The organism is Streptomyces sp. NPDC002868 (assembly GCF_055563295.1).
The window spans coordinates 212,819-232,163 of the sequence record NZ_JBVHDR010000009.1 but is presented as its reverse complement, the minus strand read 5'-3'; the positions used below and the strand labels follow the sequence as shown (position 1 = coordinate 232,163).

Sequence of the window (19,345 nt, the reverse complement as noted above, 5' to 3'; positions counted from 1 at the left end):
GAGTGACCGCGTTCAAGGATTGACGCCCGTGGCCGAGGGGAGATTTTCAGCGGGAGGCGGGCCGGTCGGGGAAGACGGTCCGAGGGGATTGACCCTGAGAGCTCGGGGCTCCGGGTCAGCACAGGGGAGGACAGGCCCCGGCGCCGATGGGCGCCGGGGCCCTCCTGTGCGTACGGGGCGCAGGGCATGCGCCGGGCGTACGGAGCCCTCTCGGTATACGCAGCCCGCTCGGCGTGTGGAGCGTGCTGTGCGTGCGGGGCCCACCGGGTGCAGGCAATGCGCTGGGCGTACGAAATGTGCTGGGCGCGGTTTTGTGCGCGTGGGGCGTACGACGGGCGCATCACCCTGATCCCTCCCCCAGCCGTCGGGTCATGCCTAGCCACAGCGTGGCACGCGATTCGCCCGGGCGCTGCCATTCCGGACAGAAATCGGTTACTGGCTGACGGAAAGCGAGGTGACGGTTACGCAGCTACTGCTTGGCCACGAAGACGTGCGACGCCACATCCGCCTCCAACTCCGCCGCCTCGCCGCTGCTGCCCACCAGCACCCCGCCAGCGGACTCCGTCACGCTCACCACGGAGCCGGGCTGCACGCCCGCCCGCCGCAGCGTGTACATCAGCTGGGCGTCGGTCTGGATCGGCTCGCCGATACGCCGTACGACCACGGTCTTGCCGTCCGCACCCGGGTCCAGGTCCGCCAGCGACACCATGCCGTCGTCCAGGAACGGGTCGGCCTCCGCCTTCTCGCCCAGCTCCTCCAGGCCCGGGATCGGGTTGCCGTACGGCGACTCCGTGGGGTGGCGCAGCAGCTCAAGCACGCGCCGCTCCACCGCCTCGCTCATCACATGCTCCCAGCGACACGCCTCCGCGTGGACCTGCTCCCACTCGAGGCCGATCACGTCGACGAGCAGACACTCGGCGAGGCGGTGCTTGCGCATCACGCGCGTCGCCAGCCGCCGGCCCTCGTCGGTGAGCTCCAGGTGGCGGTCGCCTGCGACCGTCACCAGGCCGTCCCGTTCCATACGCGCCACGGTCTGGCTGACCGTGGGGCCGCTCTGGTCGAGTCGCTCGGCGATACGGGCGCGCATAGGCACCACACCTTCCTCTTCCAGCTCGAGGATGGTGCGGAGATACATCTCAGTCGTGTCGATCAGTCCGGACATACGTGCCCCTCGATGGAATCGTGCGCTGCGGCCCCGACTCAATTCTGACGCATCCCACTGACAAGCGTGCCGTGCCGGGGAAAGCCTGTCGGAGAGCCCGTATTGACAGAGCAATGGTCCAGACCGCAACGTGATCCGCGACACGCGGTATTCCCGCCGGTGCCCTGTGGTCGTTCCCCCTGCGTTACCTGCGTTACTGCGTTACCTGCCTTACCTCCGTACGCAACTATCCATCCTCCGGAAAGGGCTCGGCGATGAGCGAGAGCAAGCTGGCCGGTCAGTTCTTCGACGCCGCGATCGGTCTGCTGCAGCGCGTACGGGACGAGGAGGCGGTGAACATCGCGGCCGCCGGCGTCGCGATCGCCGACACCGTCGCGGCGGGCGGGCGGCTCTTCGCCTTCGGCGCCGGGCACTCCTCGCTCGCCGCGCAGGACGTCGTCTACCGGGCCGGCGGCCTCGCCCTGATGAACCTGCTCGCCGTCCCCGGCGTCGTCGGCGTCGACGTCATGCCGGCGACGCTCGGCTCCGCGCTGGAGCGGGTGGACGGGCTCGCGGGGGCGGTGCTCGACTCCAGCCCGGCGAGGTCCGGCGACGTACTCGTGATCATCTCGCTGTCCGGGCGGAACGCGTTGCCGGTGGAGATGGCGATGAACGCGAGGGCGCTCGGGCTCAAGGTCATCGGCGTGACGTCGGTGGCGTACACGCGGGAGACGAAGTCCCGGCATGTGTCCGGCACGTTCCTCAAGGACCACTGCGACATCGTGCTCGATTCGAAGATCGCGGTGGGGGACGCGGAGCTGACGCACGAGGGGATCGAGGCGCCGTTCGCGCCGGCGTCGACGGTCGTGACGAGCGCGCTGATGCAGGCGACGATGGCGGCGGCGGCGGAGAGCCTGGTGGAGCGGGGGATCGAGCCGCCGCTGCTGAGGTCGGGGAATGTGGACGGGGGGCACGAGTGGAATGGGCGTGTGATGAGTGAGTACGGGGACCGGATCTTCTTCCGCCACTAGGCGGGGCTCCGCGCCGCCTGGGCGGCTCCCCGCACCGGGGTACCTCCCGGTGGGGAGGGGCCGTGCAGGGTCGTCCCCGCGGGGGACCGGCGGCCGGACCCGGTGATCAACACGAACCCCTTCACGCCGCCGACCCCGAGGAGTCAAGCCCGGAGGGGCAGATTGAGGCGCGGGGCCCGGGGCAGGGCCCCGAATCAAGCCCCGCCGGCGATTGAAGCGCGGGGCCGGGGCCGAGCCCCGGTGCAGGCACAGGCCGTCGGCTCAGTCGGCCGTCAGTCGCGTCAGGTCAAGCGCCGACGCCGTCAGTACCGCCATGCTCTCCGCGTACATCGCGTCCGGGCGTTCGAACGGAGGGCGGCTCGCTCCGCGCAGGAACGTCACCACACCCAACGTCCGGCCCCGGCTCCGCAGCACCGTGCACAGCGCGTGCACCGCGTCCCGGGGCCACTGGCGCTCCGCCGCCCAGTCGTCGGCCGGCTTACCCGTGGGCGCGCTCGCGCGCACCGAGCCGTTGCGGTCGGCCGCCTGGAGCGCCGGGTGGCCCGGTGGGTAGCGCACCGGGATGCCGCCGCCCGCCACCGGGACGCACGGGCCCGGCGCGCCCGACGGTGTCGCCGCCGCGCGGATCAGGCGTACGCCGTCCGGTTCCGCCAGGTCGATCAGCGCATGGTCCGCGAAGCCCGCCAGTGCGAAGTCCAGATACGCCGTCGCCGCCTCCATCGGGTCCTCGCACTCCGCGGCGGCCCGCCCCGCCCGGTGCAGCTGGCTCGACCGGAAGCGCAGCCGGTCCGCCTCCTGCTCGGCCAGCTTCGACTCGGTCACGTCGTGGAACAGCCACCCCACGCCGAGCGGCACCGGCTCCTCCGCCAGCGGTGAGGCCAGCCGCAGGAACCCGCTGCGCCAGCATCGCCGCCGCTCCCCATCGCCCGTGCCCAGCGTCACCCACAACTCCACGAGCCCCCGCGGCGCACCCTCCGCCAGCACATGGTGGAGCGCGCCCTCCAGCTCCTCCACGCCCTGGACGACCAGCTCACCCAGCGGTCGCCCGAGCGGAGACGTACGCCCCGCGCCGAGCGCGCGCGACGCATAGCCGTTGACGACGGTCGGCCGCAGGTCCACGTCGACCAGGACGACACCCCAGGACGCGTCCTCGAACAGCGCCTCACTGAGCGCGATCGACCGCTCCAGGTCGATCTGCGCATGCACCTCGCTGAAGGCGCAGTACACCCCTGCCGGTTTGCCGTCCGCGCCGAGCACCCGCGCCGACTGGGTCCGTACGAGAACCCGCCCCCCGTCCTTGCGCAGCAGCGCGAACTCGTGGACCTGCCGCCCGGGCCCGTCCATCGCGGCCATCAGCCGCCCCTGCACCTCCTCGGCGTCGGCGGTCCGCACCGCCCACCCGGCGAACCCGCGCCGCCCCACGGCCTCCTCGGACGACCACCCGAGGATCCGCTCGGCCTCGCGGTTCCAGTGGGTGATCGTGCCGTCGGCATCGAACGCACAGAGCGCGGCGTCCATCCCGTCGAGCAACGCTGCAAGCAGCTCCGACCCCGGCACCGTCGCGGGCTCCGCAGAGCCCTCGCCCTCGGGCACCGGCTCGTCAGGCCCGAGCGCGTTGGTGGTCTCACTCCTGGAAGCACTCATCCCGGACCCCCTGCAGGACGCCTCCGCGCATGCTGATGCACGTCAGATCATTCAACTGGAACGTGACGCAGGACACATAAGGTTCCCCAAAATCTTTGTACCCCCGATTAATTCGGTTGATCCTCGATCCGCCGGTTCCTAAGGTGTGGGCCACACGGTGAAAGGAGGTGATCCGGAAGTGAAGTCGTTTCGGATGCGTGAGGTGACTGCGGGCTGACGGCCCGTCGTCGCACTCTGTGTGCAGCCGACTGACCGTCGGCCGAAATTCCAAGCAGTCACCGACCCGCGGGCTCGCCGGCACATCCGGCCGGCTCCTCTCCGGAGGAACCAGAGCCCGCGGGTTTCTGCATTTCCTGGCCCTGGGGTCCCCCGCCCGGGTCTCCCCCGCCCGGGTCTCGCCGCCCGGAGCCCCCGGCCCGGAGTCTCCCGGCCTAGAGTTTCTATCGGGAACTCACGGAGGTGCCGGACCATGGCCAGATCAGTACCCGAGCGCGACGCCGCATGCGCCGTCGCGCAGGCCGCCGCCGTGATCGGCGACTGGTGGAGCCTTCTCCTCGTACGTGAGACAGCGCGCGGCCGGTACCGCTTCGACGAGCTCCAGCACGAGCTGGACATCTCCCGGAAGGTCCTCACCGAGCGGCTGAACCACCTCGTCGACAGCGGCGTCCTGGAGAAGGTCCCGTACCAGCAGGGGCCCGTCCGATACGAGTACCGGCTCACCGACACCGGACGCGCGCTGCTCCCGGTGCTCGTGTCCATGCAGGACTGGGCCGACCGCTGGCTGCTCGGCGACGGCACACTCACCGCGTCCGCCGACGAGCACAGCGCCGAGGCGCACCGGGTGCTCGGGCTGCCCGGCACGCGGCTGCCTCGGATCGTGCTGCCCGCGCACACCGGCGGCGAGCTGGATCCGGTGGACGCGCAGGCCGCGGCCACCGTGCTGTTCTGCTATCCGGCCACCGGGCGGCCGAGCCCCCTGCCGGACGGCTGGGCCGACATCCCGGGGACGGTCGGCTGCACCCTGGAGAACCGGCTGTTCCGGGACTCGTACGGCGATTTCACCGCGGCGGGCGTCGCGGTACGGGGGGTGAGCACCCAGCGGCCCGACGAGCAGCGCGCCTTCGCCGTCGCCGAGGACATTCCCTTCCCGCTGCTCTCCGACATGGACACCCGGCTGTCGGCGGCGCTGCGCCTGCCGACCTTCCGGGCCGGGCAAGGGCTGCGCCTGAAGCGGGCGGTGCTGGTGCTGGACCGGGAGCGCACCGTCCGACATGTGCAGTTCCCGGTGACCGACATCCCGGCGGCGGTGCGCACCGCGCTGCAACAGGGCCGGCAGCTGTCAGGGTGACAGGCGCTCGACCTTCCAGCCCGACTCCGTACGGACATAGCGCAGCCGGTCGTGCAGCCGGTTCTCGTGGCCCTGCCAGAACTCCACCGTCTGCGGTTCGATCCGGTAGCCGCCCCACTCCGGCGGTGCGGGGACCTGCTCTCCCTCCGGGTAGCGGGTCGCCAGCTCCTCGTATCTGCGCAGCAGTTCGTCGCGCGAGCCGATCACCGACGACTGCTCGCTCGCCCATGCGCCGAGCTGCGATCCGTGCGGACGGCTGCGGAAGTACGCGGCGGTCTCGTCCCGTCCGATACGGGCCGCGACGCCCGTGACGATGACCTGGCGGGCCAGCGGATGCCAGGGGAAGAGCAGCGAGACGTACGGATTGGCGGCCATCTCGCGGCCCTTGCGGGAGTCGTAGTTCGTGTAGAAGACGAAGCCGTGCGCGTCGTACTGCTTCAGCAGCACGGTGCGGGAGGACGGGCGGCCGTCGGGGGTGGCGGTGGAGACGATCATGGCGTTCGGCTCGTGCAGACCGCCGGACGCGGCGTCCTTGAACCAGCGGGCGAACTGGTCCATGGGGTCGTCGGCCAGATCCGTCTCCAGGAGCGGGGTGGAGCGGTACTGCTCCCGCATGACGGCAGGGTCGTGCGAGGCGGCTTCCGGGGCGGCTTCCGGGTCCGGGACGGCGGGATCCGGGACGGCGGCTCTGGAGGCAGCGGGATCCGGGACGGCGGCGGGGTCCGGGACGACGCGTCCCAGCGCGGCGAGATCGTGGTCGGTCACGGGGCCATCCTGCCGCAGGGGCGGAGTTTGCCCGGCACGGAGTGCCGCTAATCCTCCCCGCCCGAAATGGGGCAGTGTGCCGGATGTCACGCTTCCCCGCATCAGCCGGACCCGCCAAAATCTTGGGTCTGGCCTCTGTGGCCTCCATACAGCAGGGGATATCGTGCCTGCCTCCCGGCGGTTGGGTGACCACCAATCGCACGGGGCATCACCGGGGTGACAGATCCACACCGCCCATGCCGACCCACGGCGACCCACACCCGTCGCACACAGCTTGAGGAGCCGCCTGATGTCCGACTTCGTACCTGGACTCGAAGGAGTCGTCGCGTTCGAAACGGAGATCGCCGAACCCGACAAGGAGGGCGGGGCGCTCCGTTACCGAGGCGTCGACATCGAGGATCTGGTGGGGCACGTCTCGTTCGGGAACGTATGGGGGCTGCTGGTCGACGGCGCCTTCAATCCCGGCCTGCCTGCCGCCGAGCCCTTCCCGATCCCCGTGCACTCCGGCGACATCCGTGTCGACGTGCAGTCCGCTCTGGCGATGCTCGCGCCGGTGTGGGGTCTGAAACCGCTGCTGGACATCGACGAGGCGCAGGCCCGCGACGATCTTGCGCGGGCGGCCGTCATGGCGCTTTCGTACGTGGCACAGAGTGCGCGCGGCCAGGGGCTGCCGATGGTGCCGCAGAAGGAGATCGACAAGGCGCAGTCCGTCGTCGAGCGGTTCATGATCCGCTGGCGCGGGGAGCCGGACCCGCGCCACGTCAAGGCTGTCGACGCGTACTGGACCTCGGCCGCCGAGCACGGCATGAACGCCTCCACCTTCACCGCCCGCGTCATCGCCTCGACCGGCGCCGATGTGGCGGCCGCGCTGTCCGGCGCGGTCGGCGCGATGTCGGGGCCGCTGCACGGCGGGGCGCCCTCCCGCGTCCTCGGCATGATCGAGGAGATCGAGCGGACCGGAGACGCGACGGCGTACGTCAAGCGGGCCCTCGACAAGGGCGAGCGGCTGATGGGCTTCGGGCACCGGGTCTACCGCGCCGAAGACCCGCGGGCGCGCGTCCTTCGGCGTACGGCCAAGGAGCTCGACGCGCCGCGCTTCGAGGTCGCGGAGGCGCTGGAGAGGGCCGCGCTGGAGGAACTGCACAACCGCCGCCCGGACCGGGTGCTGGCGACGAACGTGGAGTTCTGGGCGGCGATCATGCTGGACTTCGCCGAGGTCCCGGCGCACATGTTCACGTCCATGTTCACCTGCGCCCGTACGGCGGGCTGGTCGGCGCACATCCTGGAGCAGAAGCGGACGGGCCGGCTGGTGCGGCCGTCCGCGCGGTACGTCGGTCCCGGTACGCGGAACCCGCGCGAGATCGTCGGGTACGAGGACATCGCGGGCTGAGTCGTTCGATGCGTACGGCGCCGTGCCCCTGTTCAGGCGGGGGTGCGGCGCCGTATGCGTGTCACGCGGGGACGAGCAGGTCCTGGTGGTGGCGCGCGGCGACCTGGGGGTGGGCCCGCAGCCAGCCCTTGAGCTCGTTGCGGCCGTACTCGGCGAAGAGCGGGTTGGCCGGGTCGGTGGTGACACCTGGGGCGTCCGCCGCGTGCGGGAAGGGCAGCGGGGCTATCCGGGCGTCCAGGCGCGGGTTGTAGAAGAACGGCACGGAGTAGCGCTCGGTGGCCCCGGGCGGGCTGACCACGCGGTGGTTGGTGGCCAGCAGATAGCCGTTGGTGGCGACCTCGAGGAGCTCTCCGAGGTTGACGACGAAGGCGCCTGGGATCGGCGGCACCTCGTGGAAGAGCCCGTCGCCGCGCTGGACCTGGAGGCCGCCGATCTCGTCCTGGTGGAGCAGGGTGAGGAAGCCGTAGTCCTTGTGGGCGCCGACGCCCTGGTCACTGCCGTCGCCGGCGCTGCCCGGGTAGCGGACCAGCTTCAGGTGCAGATGGGGGCGGTGGGCGAAGACGTCGTCGTAGAAGTCCGGGGGTGCGCCGATGGCGGCGAGCAGCTCGTGCAGCAGCTTGTGCGCGACACCGCTGAGCCGGTCGATCCAGCCGAGTGCGGCGGTACGCAGGGCGGGGAGGGCGGCGGGCCACTGGTTGGGGCCCTCCAGCCACCAGTAGCCGGGCTCGCCCGGCGCGGGCACGTGGGCGGGGCGCTCGGCGCCGATGTCGAGCTGATCGCGCCAGTCGCGGCTACCGCCGGTTCGCTCGTCGCCGGTGCGCGTGTAGCCACGGAAGTGGGGCGAGTTCAGGTTGGACACGGCGAGCCTGTCGGCCTCGGGAAGGGCGAAGAAGGCCCGCATGGCACCGGTGAGGGCGGCGGTCTCGGCCTCCGTGACACCGTGGCCGGTGAGCTGGAAGAAGCCGACGTCATGGGCGGCGCTGTGGAGCTGCGCTTGAAGCAGCGCGCGGGCCTGGGGGCCGCGGTCGGCCGCCGAGAGGTCGATGACGGGGAGCTGCAAGTACGACATGGGGTACGTCCGCTGAGGTGAGCCCCGGCCGCCGCGCCCGGCGATGACCGGAAGCGCGTGCCGCCGGCTGCCGCCAGGGTGGGGCGGTGCCGGGGGACCGGGTGGGTGGAGAGGGGGCTGGGTCAGGCGGAGGGCCGACAGCCCATGCTCGTGACGCGGACGAAGTCCACGTGACGGCGGCGTACAAGCAGAAGCATTCGCCCAGGGTACTGCGGAGGGGGCGGGATGCGAATGTCCCAGGTCACCGCGGGGAGGGCGGGGGTCACCGGTGGTCCTTCAGCGCCTCCTCGACAAGTGCCGCCCACTGTGACACGACCCTCCGGCGGCGCGCCGCGTCATCCGTGAGGAGGTTGGCGAGGCCGAGGCCGCGGGCCATGTCCAGCAGGCCCTGGACCGTTTCCCGTACGCCCGGACGTGACTCGTCCGCGTTCAGCAGCTGGACCGCGATCCGGTGGGTCTCGCGGCCCACCTTCGCCTCAAGCTCCGTTACCCGCGAGCGCAGTTGCTCCTCGTTGGACGCGGCCACCCACAAATGCAGCGCCGCCCGGAACAGCGGCCCCGTATAGAGGTCGACCAGCGCCGCCACGACCGCCGTGCGGTCCTGCGTCGGGAGCGCGCGCAGCGCCTGTGAGCGCTCTTCCGCGACGTACTCCACGGCCGCCGTGAACAGGTCCTCCCTGGTCGGGAAGTGGTGCTGCGCCGCACCCCGCGAGACTCCGGCCCGCTCGGCGACCGCAGAGACGGTCGAGCCCGCCCAGCCGTGTTCGGCGAGGCAGGACACCGCGGCTTCCAGCAGCCGCTGCCGGGTCGCCCGGCTGCGGTCCTGCTTCGGAGGGGTCACAACGCCCATGCGGGGTCCCGCCGTTCGAGGAAGGCCGTCATCCCCTCGCGCGCCTCCGCGGACGCGAAGAGCGACGCCGAACGCTGCACCAGGTCCTCGGCGTCCCGGTCGAAGGCATCGAGGACCCGGGCCGCGAGCAGCTCCTTCGACGCGGTCAGCCCCTGCGGCGACGCCCCCCGCAGCCCGTCGAGCACCGGGGCGAGCGCCTCGTCCACATCGTCCGCGGCGAGCGTGAGCAGCCCGGCCCGTACCGCCTCCGCCGCGTCGAAGCGCTCCCCGGTGAGGTAGTAGCGCTCGGCCGCGCGCGGGTCCATCCGCGGCAGCAGGGGCAGTGAGATGACGGCCGGCGCGACCCCGATGCGTACCTCCGTGAACGCGAAGTCGGCCCCCGTGGACGCGGCCGCGATGTCGCAGGCGCCGAGCAGGCCGAGGCCCCCGGCCCGTACATGCCCGGTGACGCGGGCCACCACCGGTTTGGGCAGCGTGACGATCTGCCGCAGCAGACCGACGAAGGTGTACGGATTGGGCGGGGCCTTCAGATCCGCGCCCGCGCTGAACGTGGATCCGGTGTGGGTGAGGACGACGGCCCGTACGGACTCGTCCTTGGCGCAGTCCGCCAGCGCCTCGCCGAGCTCGCCGACGAGCCGCGCCGACAGGGCGTTGCGGTTCGCCGGCGAGTCCAGCGTCAGAGTGGTGATGCCGCGCTCGTGTGCGGTGGCGAGCAGCGTCAGGCGTTGTGTCACGTGTTCTCCCTGTCCCGGTTCCTCAGTTCACGCCTGAGGATCTTCCCCGAGGCGGCACGCGGCACCCCGCCGATGAACTCGACGCGCCGGATCTTCTTGTACGGCGCCACGCGCCCGGCGACAAAGGCTATGACGTCGTCCTCGGTGAGGTCTTCGGCGGTCCGCTGCCGTACGACGTACGCCTTCGGGATCTCGTTCCCGTCCGCGTCGTACACGCCGATCACCGCCGCGTCCGCGATGCCTTCGTGCGTGAGCAGCAGCGCCTCCAGCTCGGCCGGGGCGACCTGGAAACCCTTGTACTTGATCAGTTCCTTGACCCGGTCGACGACGAAGAGCCAGCCATCGGCGTCGACGCGCCCGATGTCGCCGGTGTGCACCCATCCGTCGGCGTCGATCATCTCGGCGGTGGCGTCCGGCCGGCCGAGGTAGCCCTTCATCACCTGCGGGCCGCGGATCGCGATCTCGCCGGCCTCGCCGACGCCGACGTCCTTGCCGGGTTCCTCGAGGGAGACGAGCCGCATCTCGGTCGAGGCGATGAGCTTGCCGACGGTGCCGGGCGGCGGGTTCTGGGCGCCCAGCGGCACGACATGGGTGCCGGGCGAGAGTTCGGTCATGCCGTACGCCTGGCCGATGGGCGGGAGGCCGAGCCGCTGGGAGCAGGCGGCGGCCAGTTCGGCGTCCAGAGGGGCGGCCGCGCTGATGATGTACTCCAGCGAGGACAGGTCGTGCTGCGCGACGGCCGGGTGCTTGGCCAGAGCGAGGACGATCGGCGGCGCGACGTACAGGCCGTTGATGCGGTGCTTCGCGATCGCCGCGAGGAAGGTGTCGAGCTCGAAGCGGGGCAGCACGACGACGGTGGCGCCGTTGCGCAGCGGGGCGTTCATCAGGGCGGTGAGGCCGTAGATGTGGAAGAACGGCAGCACCGCCAGGATGCGGTCGCCCGGGCCCGTCGGCATCAGCGGGTAGAGCTGGGCGAGGTTGGTGGCGATGGAGCGGTGCGTGAGCATCACGCCCTTGGGGACGCCGGTGGTGCCGGAGGAGTACGGCAGGGCGGCGATGTCCTCGGACGGGTCGATGGCGACGTCCGGCTCGGGTGCGGTCGAGCCGAGCATGTCGAGGATGCTCACATGCCCGTCGGCGCGGTCGCAGACGAAGATCTCCTCGATGCCCGCGACCAGCTCGGCGGCCCTGCGGGCGATTTCGAGCAGCGGTGAGACGGTGACGATCCAGCGGGCGGAGGAGTCGCGGAGCTGCTTGGCGAACTCCTCCGCGGTGGCGAGCGGATGGACGGTGGTGACGGAGGCGCCGGCGCGGGTGGCCCCGTAGAAGACGGAGGGGTACGCCACGGTGTTGGGGCTGTGCAGGGCGAGGACGTCGCCCTTGCGCAGGCCCGCGTCGGCGAGCGAGGCGGCGATCCGCCGGTGGAACAGGTCGAGCTGCGCATACGTGACGGTGGTGCCGTTCACGCCGTCGACCAGGGCGATCGTGTCGCCGAACTCGGCGGCGGCCCGGCCGAGCACCGCGTCGTGGATCGGCTCGACGACGGCCGGGACATCCGCGTACTCGCTGTGAAACACGCTCTGAAACACCATGACGGCCCCCTCGCTGTGTGGACGGCCAGAATCGCCTGTGTCAGTACGACTTGGGGAGACCCAGGGACTGGTGGGATACGTAATTGAGGATCATCTCGCGGCTGACCGGCGCGATCCTGGCGACGCGGGCGGCGGTGATGAGCTGGGCGAGGCCGTACTCGCGGGTGAGACCGTTGCCACCGAGGGTGTGGACGGCCTGGTCGACGGCCCTGACGCAGGCCTCGCCGGCGGCGTACTTGGCCATGTTGGCGGCCTCGCCCGCGCCGATGTCGTCGCCGGCGTCGTAGAGGGCGGCGGCCTTCTGCATCATCAGGCGGGCGAGTTCGAGCTCGATGTGAGCCTGGGCGAGGGGGTGGGCGATGGCCTGGTGCGCACCGATGGGGTTCTTCCAGACCTGGCGGGTCCGCGCGTACTCGACGGCTTTCGCCAGCGCGTAACGGCCCATGCCGATGGCAAAGGCGGTGGTCATGATGCGCTCGGGGTTGAGCCCGGCGAAGAGCTGGAGGAGGCCGGCGTCCTCGTCCCCGACGAGAGCGTCATCGGGAAGGCGGACGTCGTCGATCACGAGCTCGAACTGCTTCTCCTGGGCGGCCAGTTCCATGTCGATCTGCGAGCGCTGGAAGCCGTCGGCGTCACGCGAGACGATGAACAGGCAGGGCTTGAGCTTGCCGGACTTGGCATCCTCCGTCCGTCCGACGATGAGGGTGGCGTCGGCGATGTCGACGCCGGAGATGAAGACCTTGCGCCCGTTGAGTGTCCAGCCGTCGTCGGTCCGGCGGGCGGTCGTGGTGATCCGGTGGGAGTTCGACCCGGCGTCGGGCTCGGTGATGCCGAAGGCCATGGTGAGGCTGCCGTCGGCGAGGCCGGGCAGCCACTGCCGCTTCTGCGCTTCGGTGCCGAAGCGGGCGATGACGGTGCCGCAGATGGCGGGCGAGACGACCATCATGAGGAGGGGGCAGCCGGCCGCCCCCAACTCCTCAAGCACGATGGACAGTTCCTGCATCCCACCGCCTCCGCCGCCGTGCTCCTCGGGAAGGTTCACCCCGAGGTAGCCGAGCTTGGCGGCCTCGGTCCACAGCTCTTCGCGTACGTATCCGCGCCCGTGCCGCTGCCCGAGCGCGGCGACGGCGGCACGCAGTGCGGTGTGCTCCTGGCTCTCTACGGTGCTCATGCTTCCTGTTCCTCCTGTACGTCTGCGTCCTGTACGACGGCGAGCAGCGCGCCGACCTCGACCTGACGGCCGGGCACGGCGTGGAGTGCGGTGAGGGTGCCGGAGGCGGGCGAGAGGATGCGGTGCTCCATCTTCATGGCCTCCAGCCATACGAGCGGCTGCCCCTGGGTGACCCGGACCCCTTCAGCCAGCCCTTCACCGACCCGTACGACGGTCCCGGGCATGGGCGCGAGCAACGACCCGGGCTGGGTCCTTTCCCGGGGTTCGGTGAACCGCGGCCGCACGGGCAGGGCGTACGCGCCGGCGGGGCTGTCGACGTGGACGAACCCGTCGCCGTGATCGGTGACGTCGAAGGGCCGCACGACGCCGTCGATCTCGAGCCGGACGCGGTGGGGGGTGACGTGGACGACGCGCACGCCGGGGTCGTCGACGAGGAGGAACCCGTCCCGGGTGAAGCGGTACCGGACTTCGTGCGGGCCGTAGGCCTTGACCTGCGGCTGGGAAGGGAGGTTCCGCCACCCGCCGAGCCGTGACGCGACGGTCCCGTCGGGGGCTTTCCCCACCCGCCCGCCCGTCTCTGTGGGGGGCGATGCCCCCCACGCCCCCGGCGTGACGCGCCCGGTTGCGGCGGCGAGCGCGGCGGCGATGGCGGCGTACCGCTCTCCGTCACCGGGTGCGGTGAGCGCGTCCAGGTTCCGCTCGTAGAAGCCGGTGTCGAGCTGCGCGCCGGTGAACTCGGGGTGCTCAAGGGACCGTACGAGCAAGGCTCGATTGGTGACGGGCCCGTGCACACGGGCCCGCCGCAACGCGTGGGCGAGCCGCCGCACGGCTTGGTCCCGGGTGGGAGCCCAGACGATGACTTTGGCGATCATGGGGTCGTAGTGCATGCCGATGGAGTCGCCCGCGGCATAACCGGTGTCGACGCGCACCCAAGGGGCGGCATGAGCACCCTCCCCGCCGACGCCCAGCGCCGTGCCGACGGCCGACGGACCGCCCGGGCCATGGGCCACCAGGCCAAGAGCTCCCGGTCCCCCGCCCGCGCGCAGCGCAGGGCCCTGCGAGTCACCCGCCACCCCGCCCGCGCGCAGCGCCGTGCCGACGGCATCGTCGCGGGACACCGGCCCGACGGCTGACGTGCCGTCCGGGCCACGGGCCACCGAGCCAAGAGCCACCGGGCCCAGCGGGCCATCCCCCGCCACCCCGCCCGCGCGCAGCGCCGTGCCGACGGCATCGTCGCGGGACACCGGCCCGACGGCTGACGTGCCGTCCGGGCCATGGGCCACCGAGCCAAGAGCCGCCGGGCCATGGGCCACCGGGCCCGCGCCCGCGCGAAGCGCCGGGCCCTGCGGGCCATCCCCCACACCCCCGCCCGCGCGCAGCGCTGGGCGGACGGGGGCGTGGGGGGTCCCACCCCCCACATTCAGGGGCGGGTGGGTGGGGAAGAACCCCCCTACCTCAAGCGCATGCAGCACCCCCGTCTGCGGCGTCCACCCCTTCGCCGGATCCTCCGCGTACAGCCTTGCCTCCACCGCGTGCCCGCGCCCCACCGGCCGCCCCGGCGGCAGCGCATCGCCCTCCGCCACCCACAGCTGCAGCGCCACCAGGTCGATGCCGAACACCGCCTCCGTGACCGGGTGTTCCACCTGGAGGCGGGTGTTCATCTCGAGGAAGTGGGCCCGGCCCTCCGGGGAGATCAGGAACTCCACCGTTCCCGCGCCCCGGTAGCCCACCGCCCGCGCCGCCGTCACCGCCGACTCGTGCAGCGTCGCGACCAGCGCGTCGGGCAGGCCCGGGGCCGGGGACTCCTCGATCACCTTCTGGTGGCGGCGCTGGAGCGAGCAGTCGCGGGTGCCCAGCGCCCACACCGTGCCGTACGCGTCCGCCAGCACCTGCACTTCCACATGGCGGCCACGCTCGATGTACGGCTCCAGGAACACCTCACCGTCGCCGAACGCCGACGCCGCCTCCGACCGGGCCGCCTCCAACTCGCCGGACAGCGACGCCAGTTCGCGGACGACACGCATGCCACGGCCGCCACCCCCCGCCGCCGCCTTCACCAACAGTGGCAGGTCCGCATCCGTCACCGCCGACGGGTCCAGCGGCGCGCCGCCCATCAGTTGCTTCGCCCGCGTCTTGGACGCCATCGCCTCGATCGCCTCCGGCGGCGGGCCGACCCACACCAGCCCCGCGTCCGTCACCGCCCGCGCGAACTCCGCGTTCTCCGACAGGAAGCCGTACCCCGGATGCACCGCGTCCGCGCCCGCCGCGAGCGCCGCCTTCACGATCAGGTCGCCGCGCAGATACGTGTCCGCCGGCGCCGCCCCCGGCAGCCGTACCGCCGCGTCCGCCTCCCGGACGTGCAGTGCCGACGCGTCCGCGTCGGAGTACACCGCGACCGTCGAGATGCCCAGCTCACGGCAGGTACGAAAGACCCGGCACGCGATCTCGCCCCGGTTCGCGACAAGGACAGAAGTGATCATCGTCAAGCCCTCACATCCGGAAGACGCCGAAGCCGCCGCGCGCGCCCTCGACCGGTGCCGTGTGGATCGCGGACAGGCACAGCCCCAGCACCGTCCGCGTATCGCGCGGGTCGATGAGCCCGTCGTCGTACAGCCGCCCCGAGAGGAACATCGGCAGGGATTCGGACTCGATCTGCTGCTCGACCATGGCGCGCAGCCCCGCGTCCGCCTCATCGTCGTACGGCTGCCCCTTCGCCGCCGCCGAAGCACGGGCGACGATCGAGAGCACGCCCGCCAGCTGCTGCGGGCCCATCACCGCCGACTTCGCGCTCGGCCACGCGAAGAGGAACCTCGGGTCGTACGCCCGACCGCACATCCCGTAGTGCCCAGCTCCGTACGAGGCTCCCATCAGCACCGACAGATGCGGGACCTTGGAGTTCGACACCGCGTTGATCATCATCGCGCCGTGCTTGATGATGCCGCCCTGCTCGTACTCCTTGCCGACCATGTAGCCGGTGGTGTTGTGCAGGAAGACCAGCGGCACATCCCGCTGATTGGCGAGCTGGATGAACTGCGCCGCCTTCTGGGACTCCTCGCTGAACAGCACGCCCTGCGCGTTGGCCAGCACCCCCACCGGGTAGCCGTGCAGCCGCGCCCACCCGGTCACCAGGCTCGGCCCGTACAGCGGCTTGAACTCGTCGAAGTCCGAGCCGTCGACGATCCGCGCCACGACCTCGCGCGGGTCGAAGGGGGTGCGCAGATCCTCGGGCACGATCCCGAGGAGTTCCTCCTCGTCGTACTTGGGCGGCTCGCCGGGCGATGGATCGGCGTGCGCCTTGCGCCAGTTGAGGCGCGCGACCACCCGCCGCGCCTGCCGCAGCGCGTCCGCCTCGTCGAGAGCGAAGTAGTCGGCGAGGCCCGACGTACGCGCGTGCATCTCCGCGCCGCCGAGCGACTCGTCGTCGCTCTCCTCCCCCGTCGCCATCTTCACCAGCGGCGGTCCGCCGAGGAAGACCTTCGACCGTTCCTTGATCATGATGGTGTGGTCGGACATCCCGGGTACGTACGCCCCGCCCGCCGTCGAGTTCCCGAAGACCACCGCGATCGTCGGAATCCCGGCCGCCGACAGCCGGGTGAGGTCCCGGAAGAGTGCCCCGCCGGGGATGAAGATCTCCTTCTGGGACGGCAGATCCGCGCCGCCGGACTCGACAAGTGAGATGCAGGGCAGCCGGTTGGCGTACGCGATCTCATTGGCGCGCAGGGCCTTCTTCAGCGTCCAGGGGTTGGACGCACCGCCCCGCACGGTCGGATCGTTGGCCGTGATCAGGCACTCGACGCCCTCCACCACGCCGATGCCGGTGACCATCGACGCGCCGACCGGATAGTCGCTGCCCCACGCGGCGAGCGGGGACAGCTCCAGAAAGGGCGTGTCGGGGTCGAGCAGCAGCTCGATCCGCTCCCGGGCGAGCAGCTTTCCGCGCCCCCGGTGCCGCGCGACGTACTTCTCGCCGCCGCCCGCGAGCGCCTTGGCGTGCTCGGCGTCCAGCTCGGCGAGCCTGCCGAGCATGGCATCGCGGCGAGCGGCGAATTCGGAACCGGCGGGGTCGACGGCCGAGGCGAACACGGTCACAGCAGAACCTCCGGGATGTCGACGTAGCGCGAACGGAGCCACTCGCCGAGCGCCTTGGCCTGCGGGTCGAACCGGGCCTGCGCGGCGACGCCTTCGCCGAGGATGCCTTCGACGACGAAGTTCAGGGCGCGCAGATTCGGCAGGACATGGCGTGTGACTCTCAGCCCGGCAGTCTCCGGGAGCAGCGCGCGGAAGCGGTCCACGGTCAGCTCGTGGGCGAGCCAGCGCCAGGCGTCGTCGGAACGCGCCCACACCCCGACGTTGGCGTCGCCGCCCTTGTCGCCGCTGCGGGCGCCGGCGACCAGACCGAGGGGCGCGGCGCGACGAGGCCCGTCCGGCAGCACATCCGGCAGCTCGGACCCACTGTCGACCGGTTCGACTTCTTTCGTACGTACGGAAGTCGGCACCGCAATCTTCCCCCAGCCTTCGGCCGGGGGGACCCCCATCTCCCTTCGCTCGCCGTCGGGCAGTACGGCCGTATGCGGAACCTCGGCCGCGTCGACGTGCTCGGCCTCGAAGACCCCGTACGGCGCGCCCTTGCCCGGCGGGGCCGTCACATGGAAGCCCGGGTAGCTCCCGAGCGCCAGCTCGATCGCCGCGCCGCTCACCGCACGCCCGACCCTGTCCGGGTCGCTGTCGCGCACGACGAGGCGCAGATACGCGCTCGCCTGCTCCTCGGTGTCGCCGTCGGGCCGCTCGGTGCGTGCCAGTTCCCACCGCACGTCGGCCGGACGGTGCTTGCCGAGGGTGTCCTCCAACTGGTCCTGCACCAGGCGCGCCTTGGCCTCGATGTCGAGTCCGGTCAGCACGAACACGACCTCGTTGCGCCAGCCGCCGATCCGGTTGAGGCCGACTTTCAGGGTGGGCGGCGGGGCTTCGCCGCGTACGCCGGAGATCCGAACCCGGTCGTGACCGTCCTGCGCCAGCCGTACGGTGTCGAGGCGCGCTGTGACGTCGGGTCCCGCGTACCGCGCGCCCCCGGTCTCGTAGAGCAGCTGTGCGGTGACCGTACCGACGTCGACCAGGCCGCCGGTGCCGTCGTGCTTGGTGATGACGGACGTGCCGTCGGCGTGGATCTCGGCGAGGGGGAAGCCGGGGCGGCGTACGTCGTGCCCGCTGAAGAACGCGTAGTTGCCGCCGGTGGCCTGCGTGCCGCATTCCAGCACGTGCCCGGCGACGACCGCGCCGGCGAGCGCGTCGTAGTCCTCGGGGCTCCACCCGAAGTGCGCGGCCGCGGGGCCGGTGACCAGGGCCGCGTCGGTGACCCGGCCGGTGACGACGACATCGGCGCCGGCGCGCAGGCACTCGGCGATGCCGGCGCCGCCGAGGTAGGCGTTGGCGGTGAGGGCGTCCGGGAAGCGGGCGGCGAGGTCGTCGCCCTCGACGTGGGCGACCTTGACGGGTACGCCGACGCGGTCCGCGATGGCGCGGACGGCGTCGGCGAGGGCCGCCGGGTTGAGCCCGCCGGCGTTGGTGACGATCTTCACGCCGCGTTCGTGGGCGAGACCGAGGGTGTTCTCCAGCTGCCGCAGGAAGGTCTTGGCGTAGCCGAGGCGGGGGTCCTTCTGCCGGTCGCGGCCGAGGATGAGCATGGTCAGCTCGGCGAGATAGTCCCCGGTCAGAACATCCAGCGGCCCGCCGGTGAGCATTTCCCTGACCGCGTCGAAGCGGTCGCCGTAGAAGCCGGACGCGTTCCCGATACGCAGCGGCTCTTTCACGAGCGGGCTCCCTTCGGCGCGCGCCCGGGTCCCGCGGGGCCCGCGAAGGCCTGCGCGATGTCCAGCCACCGGTCGGCGTCCTCCCCTTCGGCCCGTACGGCGAGGTCGGCGCGGTGCGCCCGCTGGGTCACCAGCAGGCAGAAGTCGAGGGCGGGGCCGGTGACGCGGTGGGCGGCGTCCTCGGGTCCGTACGCCCACAGATCGCCGTCCGGCGCGGTCAGTTCGACCCGGAAGGGCGCGGCGGGCGGCGTCAGTCCTCGTACTCCGAAGGCGTAGTCCCGCGCCCGCACGCCGATGTACGCGACGTGCCGCAGCCGCGCGGTCGGTTCGCGTACGACGCCGAGCGCGTCCGCGATGTCCTGCCCGTGCGCCCAGGTCTCCATCAGCCGCCCGGTCGCCATGGACGCGGCGCTCATCGGCGGCCCGTACCAGGGGAAACGGGCGCCGGCCGGGGCGGCACGCAGGGCCAGCTGGAGGCGCTCGCGGCCGTCGCGCCAGCGGGCGAGAAGCCGGTCGGGCGGCAGCGCGGCCCCTTCGTCCGCGCCGTCGTCGACGAAGGAGTCGGGCGCGGCGAGGGCCTTTTCGACCTGGGCGGCGAAGGCGCCGGGGTCGGTGACGGCCAGGAGGGCGGCGGAGTCGGTCCACGCGAGGTGGGCGATCTGGTGCGCGACGCTCCAGCGCTCGGCGGGAGTGGGGCGCGCCCATGCCGCCGGCGCCAACTCGCTCACCAGCCGGTCGAGTTGGTCGCTCTCGCTGAGCAGGTCGTCGAGTACGACGGTTGGGTCGGACACGGTGCGCTCCCT

The 19,345-nt window shown here is 71.9% G+C and carries 15 protein-coding genes; 3 read left to right on the top strand and 12 right to left on the bottom strand.

Going from position 1 to position 19,345, the window contains the following annotated elements:
• Nucleotides 1-469 precede the first annotated feature (469 nt).
• Entirely contained in the window at nucleotides 470-1,162 is a 693-nt protein-coding gene (locus tag ACZ3H8_RS26370; protein ID WP_326650719.1) for a metal-dependent transcriptional regulator, read from the bottom strand.
• Nucleotides 1,163-1,416: 254 nt separating this feature from the next.
• On the opposite strand from ACZ3H8_RS26370, the gene ACZ3H8_RS26365 reads away from it, so the two are divergent.
• A complete protein-coding gene (locus ACZ3H8_RS26365) occupies nucleotides 1,417-2,172 on the top strand; it encodes an SIS domain-containing protein (protein ID WP_467405863.1) in 756 nt (251 codons plus the stop codon).
• A gap of 261 nt (nucleotides 2,173-2,433) precedes the next feature.
• On the opposite strand, the gene ACZ3H8_RS26360 is transcribed toward ACZ3H8_RS26365, so the two are convergent.
• The gene (locus tag ACZ3H8_RS26360) at nucleotides 2,434-3,816 is read right to left on the bottom strand and encodes a PAS domain-containing protein (RefSeq protein ID WP_467405860.1); all 1,383 of its coding nucleotides are present in this window, start codon (nucleotides 3,814-3,816) and stop codon (nucleotides 2,434-2,436) included.
• 469 nt (nucleotides 3,817-4,285) lie between these two features.
• On the opposite strand from ACZ3H8_RS26360, the gene ACZ3H8_RS26355 reads away from it, so the two are divergent.
• A complete protein-coding gene (locus ACZ3H8_RS26355; protein WP_467405859.1) occupies nucleotides 4,286-5,164 on the top strand; it encodes a winged helix-turn-helix transcriptional regulator in 879 nt (292 codons plus the stop codon).
• On the opposite strand, the gene pdxH is transcribed toward ACZ3H8_RS26355, so the two are convergent.
• Entirely contained in the window at nucleotides 5,156-5,779 is a 624-nt protein-coding gene (gene pdxH, locus ACZ3H8_RS26350) for a pyridoxamine 5'-phosphate oxidase (protein ID WP_467406143.1), read from the bottom strand. The genes ACZ3H8_RS26355 and pdxH overlap by 9 nt on opposite strands.
• Nucleotides 5,780-6,218: 439 nt before the next feature.
• Here pdxH and ACZ3H8_RS26345 point away from each other — a divergent pair, with 439 nt between their 5' ends.
• Complete coding sequence (locus tag ACZ3H8_RS26345) at nucleotides 6,219-7,319, top strand: citrate synthase 2 (protein WP_398986945.1); 1,101 nt, start codon at nucleotides 6,219-6,221, stop codon at nucleotides 7,317-7,319.
• 61 nt (nucleotides 7,320-7,380) lie between these two features.
• Here ACZ3H8_RS26345 and ACZ3H8_RS26340 read toward each other — a convergent pair whose 3' ends face one another.
• The 9 genes from ACZ3H8_RS26340 to ACZ3H8_RS26300 form a co-directional block, all read right to left on the bottom strand.
• The gene (locus tag ACZ3H8_RS26340) at nucleotides 7,381-8,388 is read right to left on the bottom strand and encodes an isopenicillin N synthase family dioxygenase (protein WP_467405855.1); all 1,008 of its coding nucleotides are present in this window, start codon (nucleotides 8,386-8,388) and stop codon (nucleotides 7,381-7,383) included.
• Between the two features lie 262 nt (nucleotides 8,389-8,650).
• On the bottom strand, nucleotides 8,651-9,238 hold the full coding sequence (locus tag ACZ3H8_RS26335; RefSeq protein ID WP_467405854.1) for a TetR/AcrR family transcriptional regulator: 588 nt from the start codon (nucleotides 9,236-9,238) through the stop codon (nucleotides 8,651-8,653).
• Nucleotides 9,226-9,960 (bottom strand): enoyl-CoA hydratase family protein, encoded by a 735-nt coding sequence (locus ACZ3H8_RS26330; RefSeq protein WP_467406140.1) that lies wholly within the window; start codon nucleotides 9,958-9,960, stop codon nucleotides 9,226-9,228. The genes ACZ3H8_RS26335 and ACZ3H8_RS26330 overlap by 13 nt, the downstream gene beginning before the upstream one ends.
• An 8-nt stretch (nucleotides 9,961-9,968) precedes the next feature.
• Entirely contained in the window at nucleotides 9,969-11,564 is a 1,596-nt protein-coding gene (locus ACZ3H8_RS26325; protein ID WP_467405851.1) for a 4-coumarate--CoA ligase family protein, read from the bottom strand.
• A 40-nt stretch (nucleotides 11,565-11,604) separates the two neighbouring features.
• Entirely contained in the window at nucleotides 11,605-12,735 is a 1,131-nt protein-coding gene (locus tag ACZ3H8_RS26320) for an acyl-CoA dehydrogenase family protein (protein WP_467405849.1), read from the bottom strand.
• On the bottom strand, nucleotides 12,732-15,215 hold the full coding sequence (locus ACZ3H8_RS26315) for an acetyl/propionyl/methylcrotonyl-CoA carboxylase subunit alpha (protein ID WP_467405847.1): 2,484 nt from the start codon (nucleotides 15,213-15,215) through the stop codon (nucleotides 12,732-12,734). Before ACZ3H8_RS26315 ends, ACZ3H8_RS26320 begins: the two co-directional genes overlap by 4 nt.
• 10 nt (nucleotides 15,216-15,225) lie before the next feature.
• Nucleotides 15,226-16,824 (bottom strand): acyl-CoA carboxylase subunit beta, encoded by a 1,599-nt coding sequence (locus ACZ3H8_RS26310; protein WP_467405844.1) that lies wholly within the window; start codon nucleotides 16,822-16,824, stop codon nucleotides 15,226-15,228.
• Nucleotides 16,821-18,542, bottom strand: coding sequence for an acyclic terpene utilization AtuA family protein (locus ACZ3H8_RS26305; RefSeq protein ID WP_467405843.1), 1,722 nt, complete (start codon nucleotides 18,540-18,542; stop codon nucleotides 16,821-16,823). The genes ACZ3H8_RS26310 and ACZ3H8_RS26305 overlap by 4 nt, the downstream gene beginning before the upstream one ends.
• Nucleotides 18,539-19,333, bottom strand: a complete 795-nt coding sequence (locus ACZ3H8_RS26300; protein ID WP_467405840.1) for a TIGR03084 family metal-binding protein — start codon at nucleotides 19,331-19,333, stop codon at nucleotides 18,539-18,541. Before ACZ3H8_RS26300 ends, ACZ3H8_RS26305 begins: the two co-directional genes overlap by 4 nt.
• Between the last annotated feature and the right edge of the window lie 12 nt (nucleotides 19,334-19,345).